Raw genomic sequence first — 15,662 nt, 5'->3', positions numbered from 1 at the left:
AAAAAGCCGCTCGGACCCGCATTCCTTTTCCTACCCAATTCCTACCCAATTCCTACCCAATTCCTACCCTTATGAAGCACGTGTATTCCCAACTCTCGCGCCTTGCCGCGACCCTGCTGCTGCTGCTGCTGGCCTTCGTGGCCCGGGCCCAAACGTACGACGCCATAGTGGCCAAAGATGGTTCGGGCGCCTTCCGCACAGTGCAGGCCGCCATCGACGCGGCGCCTACGGCCCGCACCACGGCCTACACCATCTACATCAAAAACGGCAAGTACAAGGAGAAGATCAGTGTGCCGAGCAACAAGCCGTTTCTGCAGCTCATCGGCCAGAGCGTAGCCAACACCATCCTGACCTACGACGACTTCTCGGGCAAGCCCAACCCGGCCGGTGGCACCTTTGGCACGTCCAACTCGGCCTCGGTAACCATTAATGCCACCGACTTCTCGGCCCTGAACATCACCTTCGAGAATACCACCGGTGATTCGCCCCAGGCTTTGGCCATCAACGTGAGTGCCGACCGCGCCGCGTTTAAGAATTGCCGCTTCCTGGGCGGCCAGGATACGGTGCTGACCAACGGCAGCGGCCGCCAGTACTTCAAGGACTGCTACATCGACGGCACCGTGGACTTCATTTTCGGCGGAGCCCGGGCCCTGTTTGAAGGCTGCATTATTTACCCTAAAACCCGGCGCGACGGCGGCAACGGCGGCTACATCACGGCCGCTAATACGCCCCAGGGGCAGACCTACGGCTACGTGTTCCGCAAGTGCTACATCCCGGCCAACCGCGGCCTGACGACCTACACGATGGGCCGGCCCTGGCAGAACTCGGGCACGCCGAACCCCACCCCGGCCCATAATAAAGTCGTGTGGATTTCGGCCGTAATGGGCCCGAACATCATCAAGCCCGAGGGCTGGAGCGCCTGGGATGCCGGCACCAACACCAGCGTCATCACCTACGCCGAGTACAAGAGCCGCGACGTGAGCGGCAACCTGGTGGATGTGAGCCAGCGCGTGCCGTGGTCGAAGCAGCTGACCGAGGCCGATACGGCCCTGTACTCGCGCACCGCCGTGCTCGGCGACTGGAACCCCTGCGCTGCCTACGCCAACTTCTGTCCCAGCCAGCCGGCCAGCATTGCCGTAGCCAACTTTATGGGGGTAAAGGGCGCCGCTACCACGCCCACGGCCCTGAGCTGGAACGCCAGCTGGCCCATTGCCGGCGTGCAGTACCAGGTGTTTCGCAGCACCACGCGCCGCGGCACCTACGCGCCGCTGTACACGACTACCGCTGCCAATGCCACTGACGTAAACTTCGCAACGACCGATGCCATTCCGACGCCCGGCAACTCGTACTTCTACTACGTGCAGGCCAGCAAAACCGGCCTGGCCACGCACCTCACCGATACGCTCCAGATTTCGAGCACGCCCACCGTTACCGTAACCGGGGCGCTGCAAAGCTTTCTGCAGGGTGGGGGCCAGCCCTCAGCCGCGCAGCGGTTTCAGGTAATAGGTGAAAACCTGACGGCGGGCCTCATCATCACGCCCCCGGCGAATTTCCAGGTATCGGCCGATGGCAGCACCTGGTTTTCCAGCACTGCCCCGCTTACCCTCACGCCCACCAGCACCGGCGCGGTGGCCAGCACGCCCATCAGCGTGCGGCTGAATGCGGCCAGCGTGGGTACCTACAGCGGCAACCTTACCCTGACCAGCACCGGCGCCGTAGCCACCAGCCTGCCGGTAACGGGCACCACCCAGGCCGCGGCCCTGCCGCAGTCGGCTAACCTGCAGTGGTGGCCCATGACGCGTAACAACCAGGACAGCGTGGCCGTGCGCTCGGCCCGCCTCGTAGCCAGCACGCCCACGTTCCGCAAGTTTGTGCTGTCCGATGGCTCGGCTACGGCCACGATTCCGCCCTACTCGGCCCGCTACGGCCAGGCGTTTGCGCCCATTGCCACCGGCTCCTGGCTGTCGTCGAACGGGGGCAACGGCTCCAACCTGAACCGCACGTACTACGAGCAGTTCACCGTAACCGGCACTGCCGGCACCACCGTACGCGTCGATTCCGTGCTGCTCGATGCCTTCGTGACCGGCTCGACCAGCAACACCAAGCTGGCACTGGTTTGGTCCCGCAGCGGCTTTGCCACCGATTCGGCCGACGTAACCGGCGGCCGGGGACCGGCCGGCACGTTGCTCAGCACGGCCAACGGCGGCTTCACGACGCCCATTTTTACCACCGGCGCCCTGAGCACCTACCGCTTGGCGCTGGCCGGTGCCGCGGGTGTTACGCTGCAGCCGGGCCAGCGGCTCACTTTCCGCCTGTATTTCAGCTGCGGCTCTACGTCCGCGGCCACGCGCTTTGCTACCCTGCGCAACGTTATTATCCGGGGCGAAGCCGGCGTGGTGACCAGCACCCAGAAGGCCCGTAGCGGTGCCCTGCAAGTGTATCCGAACCCCGTGGCCGACCAGCTCACGCTCACGCACCCGGCCGCGGCCGGCGTTGCGGAGGTGGCCATTTATACCCTCCTCGGGCAACGGGTGCGGGTGCAGCCCTGCGCTGCCGGCTCGCGCCAGACGCTGGTGAACCTGGAAGGGCTGAGCAGTGGCCAGTACGTGCTGCGCTATTCCACGGCCACGGAGCAGTTCACCACCCCGATCAGCAAGCAATAATCAGAGCCGCCGGGCGTGGACGCTCAACTGGCAGCGTCCACGCCCTTTTGCGCCTGTTCCATCCAAAATTCCCCTCGTGCAACTCGTATGATAAAGCAATTACCCTTTCTCGTGCTCGGGCTTAGCGTGCCGATTCTTTCGGCCCAGGCCCAGCAGGCCCGTACCATTCAGGGTACCGTGACGGCCGATAAACAGCCGTTGCCAGGGGCCACGGTGGTCGTGAAAGGCACCAATATGGGAGCCAGCACCGACGCCTCCGGCCGCTTTAGCCTGGTGCTGCCGGCCGGCTCCGGCGGGGTGGTGCTCAACATCAGCTCCATCGGCTTTATTGCCCAGAGCATAACCGTGGGCAGCGGCCAGACCGCCGTGCAGATTGCCCTGGAAGCCGACAACAAGCAGCTGGAGGACGTGGTCGTTATCGGCTACCAGGAGGTGCCGCGGGAAGCTCTGACCGGCTCGGTGTCGTCGGTGAGTGCCAAGCAGATTAAGGACACGCCGGTGAACTCCACCGCCGAAGCCCTGACTGGCCGCCTGGCGGGCGTGCAGATTACGACGTCGGAAGGTCAGCCGGGGTCGGATTTTCGCATTCTGGTGCGCGGCGGCACGTCCATCACCCAGGACAACTCGCCGCTGTACATAGTAGACGGCATTCAGCTGGAAAACGCGCTGAACGTCATTTCTCCCCAGGATATTCAGTCGGTCGACGTGCTGAAGGACGCGGCGGCCACGGCTATTTACGGGGCTCGGGGTGCCAACGGCGTCGTGATTATAACCACTAAAAAGGGCTTCGAGGGGCGCACCGTGGTTACCTACAACGGCTTTGCCGGGGTGCGCCGCATCGGTAAAACATTGGATGTGCTCAAGCCCGGCGAGTATCTGGACTTTCAGTACGAGCGCGCTGCCCGCAACAGCGGAGATTTGGCCATCTTCAAAAATGCCTATGGCTCCCGCGACTTCACCGGCGATACACTGGCCCGGGCCCGGCAGTCGCCGTTTACGGATTGGCAGAAGGAAGTATTCGGCCGCGACGCCTTCCAACAGACGCACAACCTGTCAGTGTCGGGCGGCAGTAAGGGTACCACGTTTGCCCTGAGCCTGACCTACAACCGTGAGCAGGGCATTCAGGTGAATTCGGACTTCAACCGCCGTCTGCTCAACTTCCGCTTTGACCACAAGGCCAACGACAAGCTACGCCTGGGCCTCAACGTGCGGGCCAACGACCAGGCCACCCTCGGCGCGGGTACGGCCAGCGGCGGGCTGGGCAGCTCCTCGCGCCTGCGTAACTCGGTACAGTACCGCCCCTTTATCAACAACCTGGGTACCGGCGTGGCCATCGACCCCACCGAACCCGACGAAGAATACTATTTCCTCAGCGGCGGCAGCAGCGGCTTGGTAAACCCGGTAGTGGTGGCCGAGGCCGAGTACCGCCGCAGCAAGAGCCGGCTCGCTAACGCGACGTCCTACGCCCAGTACACCTTCTTCAAGGCCTTATCACTGCGCTCGTCTGTGGGCGTAGACTACTTGAATACCCGCGGCGAGATATTCAACAACAAGAACTCCAGCGCGGCCCGCGGCCTGGGCGGCAAGCCCACGGCGGCCCTCAATACCGGTCAGCAGCTGACGATTAACAACTCCAACGTACTGAGCTACAACAACAATTTCGGTAAGCACCACGTCGATGCCCTGCTGGGCCACGAGGTATATTACACCCAGGCCAGCACGCTCAACATCAGCACGGCCTACCTGCCCACCGACATCACCCCGGAAAGCGCGTTTTCCAGCTTCAACCAGGCCCAGGCCCCCGCGGGCTACATTCAAGCGGCGCCCACCACCAGCGACAACCCCAACCGCCTGCTCTCGGGCTTCAGCCGCGTCAACTACAGCTACGACGACAAGTACCTGCTGACGGCCACGTTCCGAGCCGACGGATCGAGTCGGTTTGCCGCCGACAAGCGCTGGGGCTATTTTCCGGCTGCGTCGGCGGCCTGGCGGATTTCCCGCGAGAACTTCATGCAGCCGCTCACAGCCGTGAACGACCTGAAGCTGCGCCTGAGCTACGGCCTGGCCGGCAACAACCGCATTGGCAATGGTCTGTACCTGCGCTTCTTTAGCCCCAGTGGTATCGAATACGCCGAAAATGACGGCCGCGTGCCCGGCCTGGCCTCGCCGGCCCTGCCCAACAGCGGCCTGGTGTGGGAAAACACCCTTTCGCGTAACCTGGGCCTAGACCTGGCCCTGTTCGACAACCGCATCCAGTTTACGGCCGATGCTTACTTCAACACTACCTATGACCTGCTGCTGCCCCAGCCGATTTCGCCCATTAACGGCTACACTTCGCAGCAGCGCAACATCGGGGAGACCAGCAACCGCGGCCTGGAGTTTCAGTTGACCGGCACGGCCGTCCGGACGCCGGATTTTAACTGGACTGTTACCGGCAATTTGGCCTTCAACCGCAACCGGGTGGAAAGTCTGGGTGGCCAGCCTTACCTGCCCGGCATCAATGCTGACTGGACCCGGGACACGGGCACCGATTACTGGGTGGCTCCCGGCCAGCCCGTAGGGCAGATGTACGGCTACATCACCGACTTCGACAACGGCCGCAAGGGGTTCTACACGGTGGATGACTTCACCTTCACCCAGGCGGCCAACGGCACCTGGAGCTACACCCTGAACAAGGACGTGCCCAACAACAGCGCCATTGGCACACCGGCGCCCGGCGAGATGAAGTTCAAGGACATCAACGGCGACGGATTGGTGAACACCGACGACCGCACCGTTATCGGGCAGGCTGCGCCCAAGTTTACGGGCGGCCTGAACCAGCAGTTTGCCTACAAGGGCTTCGATGCCAGCGTGTTCCTCAACTTCGTGTATGGCAACGACATCTACAATGCCAACCGCATCGAGTACACCAGCGCCTACCTGCCCAACCAGAACGTGCTGGGCCTGATGCGGGACCGGTGGCGCAGCATCAACGCCGAGGGCCAGGTGGTAACCAACCCCGACCAGCTGCGCGAGCTGAACAAGGATGCCCAGATCTGGGCGCCTACCCGGGGCCGGTACCTGCTGCACTCCTGGGCCGTTGAGGACGGCTCGTTTCTGCGCATCAACAACCTGACCGTGGGCTACACCCTGCCCAAAGTCCTGACCACGCGGGCTAAAGTGCAGCAGCTGCGCTTCTACGTGACGGTGAACAACCTCTACACGCTCACCAATTACTCCGGCTACGACCCCGAGGTAAACACCCGGCGCGGCACCCCGCTCACGCCCGGCGTCGACTACGCGGCCTACCCGCGCAGCCGCGCCTACCTGTTCGGTCTTAACCTTTCTCTCTAAGCCACTCCCACCCGTGATGTTGACCCTACAACGCCTTCTATTTCGCCCGGCGCTGGCGGCGGCTATCGTGACCAGCCTAGCCGGCACGTTTTCCTGCCAAGATTACCTGGATGCCCTGCCAGCCTCCACATACACCAACGAAGCTACCTTCAGCAGCATTGCCAACGTGAACAGCGTGCTGATTGGCGGGTATGACCCGCTTTCCGGCGACAGTGGCTACGGCGTGGCCTTCTCCGGCTTCGGCTACGATACCGACGAGGGCCAGAACCGCCCCGGCGCGCCCGACGGCGGCGGCCGCGACGTGAACCGCTACCGCATGACGCGCGGCACGACCGGCATCGTAACCCAGTTTACGACCATGTACCAGGGCATGGAGCGGGCCAACATCTGCATCGAGCAGATTCCTCGGATGCCGCTGTTTACCAACGGCACGCCGCAGGAAAAGCAGCAGTTGCGGCGCATGCTGGGCGAGGCCCTGTGCCTGCGGGCCATGTATGCCCTGGATCTGGCCCGCCACTGGGGCGATGTGCCCATCCGGTTTACGCCCACGCCTACAAGCGGCGATCTGACGTTGTCCAACGTGCCCCGCAACACCATCTACGACCAGCTGCTGACCGACCTGGCGCTGGCTTCGCGTTACTTGCCCTGGCGCAATCAGGCCGATTATAACGCCTACGAGCGGTTCACCAAAGGCGCGGCCAAGGCGCTACGGGCGCGCATTGCCCTGTACCGTGGCGGCTACCGCTCCAATTCGGAAAACGGAGCCATGGAGCGCCCTGCCGACTACCGGAGTGCCTACGAGATTGCGCGGGCCGAGTGCGATACGCTCCTGCAAAACCGCACGCAGCACCGGCTCAATCCCAGCTTTGAGCAGATCTGGCGCAACATTAACGAGCTGAAGTTCGACACGCAGCACGGCGAAATCATGTTTGAAATAGCCATGGGCTCGGGCTCAGCGGCCTCCGACAGCAAGCTGGGCTACAACAACGGACCCCGCTTCTCGGCGCAGTCACGCTGGGGGCAGTCGGGTGGGGGCATCATCCTGCTGCCCACCTACTTCTACGCCTTCGACTCTACCGATACCCGCCGCGACGTAACCTGTACCCTGTACCGTTCCGTCGACGCGGCTCCAAATACGCTGGTCAGTGTACCGGCCAATGGCATTTATGACGGCAAGTGGCGCCGCGACTGGCGCGTGCCGCTGCTGTCGGGCAGTATCCAGAACCTGGGCATGAACTGGCCAGTCATTCGTTTTGCCGACGTGCTGCTCATGTTTGCCGAAGCCCAGAATGAGTTGGCTGGCCCCAGCACGGCATACAATGGTACTACGCCCGTGCAGGCGTTGGAGGAAGTGCGCCGCCGCGCCTTTCCAGCTGCCCGCTACCAGGCCCTTCCTGCGGGTCAGGTCGGTTCGCAAACGGCATTCTTCAACACACTAGTAAAGGAGCGCCTACTGGAGTTCGGGGGTGAAGGTATCCGCAAGTATGACCTGATCCGCTGGAACTTGCTAGGTGCCAAAATTGCTGAGGCCAAAGCCAATCTATTGGCTTTTGGGGCCGGTACTGGCGCGTACGCCGGCCTGCCCCAGTATCTGTACGAATACAACACGGGCCCTGAGCAGTTGCGCTATGCCCGCTCACTCTACCGGCCCGCTCCGAGCACGGCTACTACCTTCAACGTGACGGTGGGCGGGGGAACGTATGCTGCCAAGCGTGTGAACTGGCGACAATCCGTAAACGCCGCCACTGCTGATGGGCTGGCTACTTTTTACGTGTCGGGCACGGGCGACGAGTTGTTTCCTTACTCGCAAAGTATCCTAGATACCACCCCGGGATTAAAGCAGAACTTCGGCTATTAGTCCGCTATGATACTGGCGGGCGCCAGGGAGTGGGAACCTTGCGACGCCGCCTTGGGCAGTCTTGTAGGATGCCGCATCCAGCATCTGGCAGGGCTGCCCATTTCAGTGCTTATTCCCTGCCAAGCAGGATTGTAAAATCAGTCGGGGCGCTCGGCGAAAAATTACTGCCAGTGACCCACTTTGATGCTCCTACTACTTAAGATATGAACCAGACTACCTCCGGTGCTACTCGCCTACACACCCTGTTTTGCTACCTGCTTTTTCTCGGCATCAACGCCTTTACGGCGCCTGCCCTAGGGCAAAGTAGGGTGAACGGCACTACCGGCACTCCACTTGGGGGCTTCGGGGCGGGGGCGGTAAAATTCAACGCGGCGACTGGTGAATTTGCCGCCATGACGCAGCCCCCGGCCGATGCCTATGATTTCAAGCCGGTTAGCAATACGCGTTTTCAATTCTTTTCGCAGCGCGCCGGTACCACTCAAGCGGTTGAAACGCTCAAGGCCCACACCGTAAATGGTCGGCCTGATGACGATGCTATCTGGCCGCTGCACCAGGTAAACTTCGGCCTGCTAAACAATATTCAGGTAAACCTGACGGGATTTTCACCCCTGGATAACCGTCGCTATGACAACATGAGCTTGCCGTATGCCTTTTATGAGGTACGGCTGACGAATACGGCCGCAACGGCGGCCACCGCCGCGCTGGCCTTGCAGTGGGACTCGGGCCCAGATGCCTTTTCCTATCTGGCGGGAAAAGGCATGGCTAGTAAATCCTGGGCTGTGCTGGCAGCCAGCCAGGACCGGAAGGCCATTGTTAGCACGGGCGACGGGACGGAGCAGGAGTTTCTCACCAGTGGCCGGTGTACTACCGCCGGGAGCAGTAGTCAGGGCAAAGTGGCGGTACGAGTGGAGCTGGCCGCCAACGAAACCAAGACGATACGCTTCGTACTGGCTTGGTACGACCACACCGATCCGGATATTGCCTACTACAAGAACCTGTATCAAACACCGGTGGCCGTGGCTACCCAGGGCCTGGCGCAGTTCGAGCAGCTGCACACCAGTGCTGAGCAGCTAGTGAGCCGCCTGCGGGCGTCGAACCTGCCCGATTGGCTAAAAAATCAAACGCTGAATACGCTGGTCAACCTCTCGACCAACTCCATGTACAAAAAGGACGGGCGGGTGGCCTTTGCCGAAGGCCAGTGGACATGCTTTGGGACCATGGACCAGATGTGGCACGCCCGGCAGATTATTGGCCAATTGGTGCCGTTCTACGCGTGGCAGGAGTTGCGCTACTGGGCACGCACCCAAATGAAGAACGGCCAGATTCACCATGATTTCAACAAAATGGACGTGGGACCGGTCCGGGAAAAACGCTCGGTGCTGGTTAGCTGGGACGACACCGAGCATACCGACTATCGGAAAATTGACAAGTGGGTCGACTTGAACTGCGCCATGATTGTATCGACCTACGAGCTCTACCAGCTGACCGGTGACCGGGCCCAGTTTGAGTTTCTGTGGCCTTATCTGCAAAAGGCGGGGCAGCGCATTCTCGACCAGGTAGCGCAATACGGCAGCAAGGAATATCCCTACACCTTCACGCACTCCGAAAACTCCTACGATGCGGGTGGAGACCCGAATCCGTTCAACGCAAACCTATCGGCCGTGGCCTATAAGGTAATGACGATCTTGGCGAAGGAAAAAAAGGAAGATGCGCTGGCCGCTACCTATCAGCGGGCCTACGATACCGTCGTGAGCTCATTTGCGGCCCGATACCTGAACGAAGCAAATTTCAAGCTGGGCAAACACAGCGAATCCTACTTCGGCGGGCAATGGCTGGCGCTGCACCTGAAACTAGGCGAAATCTGGAGTGCCGAACAGACGGACTTCGTGTTAGCAAAGCTGGACAGTTACTACCATCCCTATTACAACGGGCTCAGCAACGCCAAGGGAACCTACGATGAGTGGACGCCCTACATTCTGGTGCACCACGCCGGCTTGTTGCTCAACACCCGCCGCGTAAACCAATGGAGCGTCATGCAGAAAGATGCCTATACCCGGCAGTATCGGAACCGCAACCTAGTGTTTGACCACCCGCTTAACATTCTGCCGGACATCCAGGAAGAAAAGCCGGTTGCCACCAATTACCGCAGTGGCAACCAATATATCAGCATGCCGGCCCTGTGGCGCAACTACTACGACATTACGGGGTATCACCGCGACCAACGCACCAAGGAACTTTGGATTACCCCCGTGCTGCCAGCCGAGGTCAACCACCGCCTGGAAAAGGCCTTGTTTGTCTCGCCGGAAGGCTATGGCACGGTCAGCTGCACCGAAAGCGGGCAGTACTTTCAAAACCAGGGCATTGTCGTAGAAACGGATAAGCCGGTGGCGGTAAGCACGCTGCATCTAGCCGATAATTTCGGGCAAAATGTAACGGTGACAATCAACGACAAACGCTATCCGTTTGCGCGCACCGGCACGGGGTACGCCAAAGAACTGGCGGTGCAGTGGAACGGCAGAATCGGCAAAAAAGGCCTTCACATCGTGGTCCGTGGCGATGCTGGTTCTGCTCCGCCGGCCTTGCCCCCAAAACCGACTCCGGCTGGTTCGGTGGTGGCCGTAGTGGGCGCAAAAAATAGTGCTTACTCCGTCCTAGAGGCCGAGGCGGCCACCAAGTCGGCGGGTACGCGCGTAGCCCGGGCGGCGACGGGTGAATCGTACGTTACCTCCTGCAATAACTTCGACTACATCCAGTTTGCCAACGTGGATTTCGGTGACGCGGGTGCCCTCACGTTTGTAGCCCAGGTAGCCAGTATCCGCAAAGGATCAACTATCGAGATTGTGCTGGACAACGTAGCGGGAGAGGCCGTCGGTAACTGTAGCATTCCTACTACCGCAGGAGCCGAGGTGTGGACGACCGCCTCCTGCCGCCTGACCAAGATTACCGGCGTACACGACGTTATCCTGCGGTTTTCCGGTACCACGTCGGAAGAGTTGATGAATATTGACAAGGTGACCTTTCGGGGTACCACGAGCCAGAACGCTGCCCCCGTGGAGTAAGCAGGATCAGACGATGCGGTGGAGGGAGTGCCTGTTAGTGACGGTGTGCATGTCCCTTTCGCACCATTTTACAGCTAATGAATAAACTTTTCGCTCGTTTCACTGAACACTATGTTCAAGTAAACGAGCGTTACGTTTGTTTATGGGAGCTAAACACGTGTGCTTCGATTGCCGCAAAGCGGTTAATGTGCCTTATGGTGCCACAGGTCCAGTACGGTGCACGGATTACGGGGCTGAATTGGTGGTGTTGCCCCACCGCTTTCGGCCGCCTAAAAAACGTGAAGAGAACAAATGGGCAACCGCTCGCTACCTAGTAGAGCACGGCTATTGTTACGAGCACCTCGCCCCGGGCCATTTTCCGGAATGGGCCACCACTAAGTTCGGAAACTATGTGCAGTACCCTGAAAATTTGCGGGATGCGAAGGAGTTTGTAGCAAAGTATGGAGTATCTAAGCACAGAACAGAGTAAAGTCCTCGTGTTCAATGAAATCGTCCTTTCTTGGAGGGGTTTCCCACCCACGCAAAAGGCCCCGAAAACAGCGTTTTTCGGGGCCTTTTTTAACTACGTTTTTTGGAGGCACAGGAGTTTGCGAAACTCATGCCGGTTCACGTTTTTTGACAGGACGCGGAAGGCATAGTAGGTGATTCCTATTCAGAAGCTACTCCAGTACCACGCGCTGCGTGGCCACATACCCATCAGGGCCCTCCAAACGCAGCAAGTACACGCCAGGTGGGTGCTGGCCGACGGCGATGGGCACCTGCGTGCTGGTAGTGGTAGCCACAGGCTGCCTATACACGGTGCGGCCCTGCGCATCGAGCAGGGCAAGGCGCAGGCCCGTGCGCGGAGTGTGGTCCGCAAGGTGTAGTAATATGTAATTCTTGGCCGGGTTAGGGTAGACGCCCACCTTTTGGTCGGCGAGTGCTGGCCGAGTGCCCGTTATAGCGCTGCCAAGCTTCATGATCCAATAATCACTATCTCCACGATTAGGATGCGTCTTATCGCCACTAACGGGTGAATAACTCTGGCCGGTCAGGAGCAATCCGCCATCCGGAGTTACTTGCATGCCTTCTCCAGTCGTTGCAAAGTCTCTAGCGGAGCCTCCCAGCGTCAGATCCCACTGGGTGGCACCTCCTGACGCGAGTTTGACTAGCCAGAGGTCGTAAGAGCCCTTGCTGTCCTGCGTTTTATCACCGCTGGTACTAGAGTTTGAGTTAGCATAGACCAGAATGCCACCGTCACTAGCAACAAGGAGTGAAGAGGCTCCATCTTCCTCCAGTCCCCCTAATGATCTATCCCATAGTAGATTGCCTGAAGCATCGATTTTTACAACCCATGCATCATAAGCGCCCTTACTCGGCTGGGTTTTATCGCCACTGATTCCAGCACCCGTATTACCAAGCATCACATACCCGCCGTCAGCGGTCTGCTTTATATCCAAAGCCTGTTCATCGCCACCCGTACCGATGGTTCGGTCCCATTGCTTTGTGCCAGCCGCATCGAGCTTAAGAACCCAGAAATCAACTCCGCCACGGGTCCCCTGGCTCTTATCGCCGCTGATGCCCGAGACAGATCCTCCACATACCACGAAGCCCCCGTCGCTGGTCAAGGCAGCTCCCCGTAGTTCTTCGTAGCCGCTACCACCGTAGGTCTTGTCCCAGAGTTTGGTCCCGTTGGCGTCAATCCGAACTACCCAGAAATCCATACCTCCTTTAGTGGCCTCGGTTTTATCGCCGCTGATACCCGATTCGGAATAGCCACACAATAGAAAGCCCCCATCGGGGGTTGGGACCATCTTTGTCACCACATCGTGGGAAGTACCGCCATATACCTTGTCCCACAGCTTGGTCCCGTTTGCATCAAGCTTGATGATCCACATATCAAGGCCTCCTTTGCTGGGCTGGGTCTTATCCCCAAGAGCGTTGCCGTTCGAGTTGGCCGCTAGTACATAGCCGCCATCACTGGCTTGGCAAAGGGTCTGGAAGTTATCGGGAGAACTTGTTCCCACAGTACGGTCCCATATTTTGTTACCCGCAGCATCCAGTTTGAGAACCCATACGTCGGAGTTAATGCTATTCTCCGTCTTGTCTCCACTAGGGGTAGAGTCCGAGCTGCCGCCAATAATGGAGCCTCCATCGGCTGTTACGCGAAGCACGTAAGGGCGGTCCTCCCGATTCCCGCCATAGGTTTTATCCCATTGCTTCGTGGGTGCCTGTCCCATACTAGATGTACTTGAAAGGAGGCCGGCGAGCAGCACAGCAGCGGAATAGAGTGGTTGTCTCATGCCGCTGAAGGTAATGGTTCAACTAACATCCAGCAACAATGGTGAGGTAGTCTAGGTAAAGCAGATAGAGGAAGCATGCGTATTTCTTCTGTTATGGCAACTAAAACCAGTTTATAGTTATGCAACCCCTGACAAGATGCGGTTCAGTCAAACGGTCGTGGCTGTTGCGGAAGTTTGGGCCCGTTCCTGTGTTTGTAGCAGGAAGATGCAAGGCGGAGAGGAGTTCACTGACAAAGCCGTGACGCGTTTTTGGCTCCTATCCCATACCCTTTACCGGCAGCTGGCTAAGCTGGTTCTGCTTGTGCAAAAATAGCCCGGTGGAGCCGGCCTCGAGGAGGCGTTGAAAGCAAACGGTGCCGTTGCGCCAACGATTTAGCAACTAATAAAGCCGTTGAACTGTCTCAGGTAAGCTAGTAAAGGAGCCCTGAGACAGCGCCCTGCAAGCCACCAAGCCTACTGTGGAAGAGCACCATACATACTGGATTTTGGATTAGGGCCTGTAAAGCAGCAATAGATAAAACATTTTATTGTAGAGCGGCATTACCACTTACAATTGCAGCAACCCCGGCAAGTGGCAGAGGTGCGGAAGACCTTACCAGTGGAATTAATTGGTATTCAATTGTATATTCGCTACTACTTGTAGTATCTGCTAATTTTTAATTCACGTGAAGTCTGCCGCTCTACCAAATGATGCTTCCCGGCCGGATGCGGCCTTGCTTGAGGCAATGCAGGCGGACGACGAAACAGCTTTTGAAGAGCTATATAAACGGTACAGTTATCAACTCTTCAACCTAGCCTACGGGAAGTTGAAAAATAGAGAGGTTGCCGAGGAGCTGGTGCAGGATCTGTTCGAAACCCTGTGGAGCAAACGCAGCGACGCTCACATTCAGCAACTGAGCCACTACTTATTTTCGGCCATTCGCTACCGCATCATCAACTACATAAAATCGGAAAAGGTCCGCACGAGCTACGAGCTTTTCTGCCGCCTCAACCAATCCAATGCCGACACGGGCACGGAAGCAACCGTGGCACACAATGACCTGAACGAGGCGCTGGCCGCGGGCATGCAGCACCTTTCCGAAAAAACCCAGGAGGTCTTTCGCTTGAGCCGGTTGGAGCAATATACCATCCCTGAAATCTCGGTGCGCGTGAACTTGTCGGAGAAAACGGTGGAGTATCACCTGCGGAAGTCGCTCAAGCTAATGCGACACTACCTGCGCCATTTTCTGTCGTTGCTGTGGCCTTTTTTATTTTTTATAAAATAAATAAACGGCTGTCAGTAAAATGATTAGCTGGGGTATGCTGCGTGCGTGAAAAATAAATGCGGTTAGGTTGAGGGTAATCGGCGGCTTGGGTGACTTCCTAGTCAGCAACCCGCCAAACCCATCGCCCCGTGACGGAATCCGAATTTCACAAGCTGCTCCAACGCTACCTCATCGGTCAGTGTACGCCCGAGGAACAGGGATTGGTCGAGCACTGGTACAACCAGCTGGAACAAGCGGAAGGACCAGCCTTGCGTGCCCAAAACCAGGCAGAGGTGGAACAGGCCATCTGGGCGCGGCTGATGCAAAACCGGCGCCCAGCCAAGCCCGAGCCTCGGGTGGTGCCGATGTGGCAATCGTCGCCGTTGCGCTGGGCCGCGGCCCTGGTGCTGCTTGCAGTTAGCATTGGCCTGCTGATGCTGACGACCAACCGGTTGCCGGTGCCCGCCCAACGCACCCCGGTGGCTTCTGTGGACGGGTGGCTGCAGCAAACCAACCAGACCCGGCAGGTCCAGTACTTCCGGCTACCCGACAGCAGCCGCATCAGCCTGCACCCGGGCAGCAGCCTGCGCTACCGCACGGCCCTGGCGGGTGCCCGCCGGGAAGTACACCTTGAGGGCGAAGCCTTTTTTCAGGTCAGCAAAAATCCCCGGCGGCCCTTTCTGGTGTTCACCAAACAGGTGGTTACGACTGTGCTCGGCACCAGCTTCCGCGTGAAAGCCTACACAGCCGGCCAGGATGCTTCGGTAGCAGTGCTGGAAGGCAAGGTGGCCGTTCAGGCCCGGGAGGGCGCGCAGCTCGATGCCTCGCCCGCGCACCCGGCGGCCCTGGGAGTGCTGCTGCTGCCCAACCAGCAGGTGGTGTACTCGGCGGCTCGGCGGCGGCTGAAGAAGGAGCTGGTAGACCGGCCGGTGGTGCTGGCGCCCCAGCCCTTCGAATTTGAGGCGCGGCCCGTGGCCGAAGTGCTGGGGGCGCTGGAAAAAGCCTACGGCGTTGCCATTGTGTATGACAAGGCTAAGCTGGCCAACTGCACTGTCAGCATCACCTTCTACGACGAGCCTTTGTTTGAAAAGCTGGGCTTGTTGTGCAAGTCGTTGGGTGCCTACTACACGCTTTCCGACGCGAATATTATCATTCACAGTGAGGGTTGCCAAGGCCAGCTAGGCGGTTAGGCGCGGCCAGCAGTTACACCCACGAGTCTGGCA

Annotated in this window: 7 protein-coding genes; 6 read left to right on the top strand and 1 reads right to left on the bottom strand. The window is 59.2% G+C overall.

Features of this window, described 5'->3' with window-relative positions:
* The first annotated feature begins 71 nt into the window (after positions 1-71).
* The 4 genes from LGH74_RS13110 to LGH74_RS13095 all read left to right on the top strand — a co-directional run bounded on the left by LGH74_RS13110 (position 72) and on the right by LGH74_RS13095 (position 10,913).
* Positions 72-2,663: a pectinesterase family protein gene (locus LGH74_RS13110; RefSeq protein ID WP_226176399.1), complete on the top strand. Its 2,592-nt coding sequence runs from the start codon at positions 72-74 to the stop codon at positions 2,661-2,663.
* An 87-nt stretch (positions 2,664-2,750) separates the two neighbouring features.
* On the top strand, positions 2,751-5,996 hold the full coding sequence (locus tag LGH74_RS13105; RefSeq protein ID WP_226176398.1) for a SusC/RagA family TonB-linked outer membrane protein: 3,246 nt from the start codon (positions 2,751-2,753) through the stop codon (positions 5,994-5,996).
* Between the two features lie 16 nt (positions 5,997-6,012).
* Positions 6,013-7,854 carry a RagB/SusD family nutrient uptake outer membrane protein gene (locus tag LGH74_RS13100; RefSeq protein WP_226176397.1) on the top strand — a complete coding sequence of 614 codons (1,842 nt, stop codon included), beginning with the start codon at positions 6,013-6,015 and terminating at the stop codon, positions 7,852-7,854.
* Positions 7,855-8,057: 203 nt separating this feature from the next.
* The gene (locus tag LGH74_RS13095; RefSeq protein WP_226176395.1) at positions 8,058-10,913 is read left to right on the top strand and encodes a carbohydrate-binding protein; all 2,856 of its coding nucleotides are present in this window, start codon (positions 8,058-8,060) and stop codon (positions 10,911-10,913) included.
* Between the two features lie 659 nt (positions 10,914-11,572).
* Here the strand turns inward: LGH74_RS13095 and LGH74_RS13090 are convergent.
* The gene (locus LGH74_RS13090) at positions 11,573-13,195 is read right to left on the bottom strand and encodes a T9SS type A sorting domain-containing protein (protein WP_226176393.1); all 1,623 of its coding nucleotides are present in this window, start codon (positions 13,193-13,195) and stop codon (positions 11,573-11,575) included.
* Between the two features lie 665 nt (positions 13,196-13,860).
* On the opposite strand from LGH74_RS13090, the gene LGH74_RS13085 reads away from it, so the two are divergent.
* Both LGH74_RS13085 and LGH74_RS13080 read left to right on the top strand, forming a co-directional pair.
* Entirely contained in the window at positions 13,861-14,460 is a 600-nt protein-coding gene (locus tag LGH74_RS13085) for an RNA polymerase sigma factor (protein WP_226176391.1), read from the top strand.
* A 128-nt stretch (positions 14,461-14,588) separates the two neighbouring features.
* Complete coding sequence (locus tag LGH74_RS13080) at positions 14,589-15,629, top strand: FecR family protein (RefSeq protein ID WP_226176390.1); 1,041 nt, start codon at positions 14,589-14,591, stop codon at positions 15,627-15,629.
* Positions 15,630-15,662 lie beyond the last annotated feature (33 nt).

The sequence above is a fragment of the Hymenobacter lucidus genome (assembly GCF_020447265.1).
Lineage (GTDB): Bacteria > Bacteroidota > Bacteroidia > Cytophagales > Hymenobacteraceae > Hymenobacter > Hymenobacter lucidus.
The sequence above is the reverse complement of the archived record's forward strand: the minus strand, read 5'-3'. Positions and strand labels throughout refer to the sequence as shown.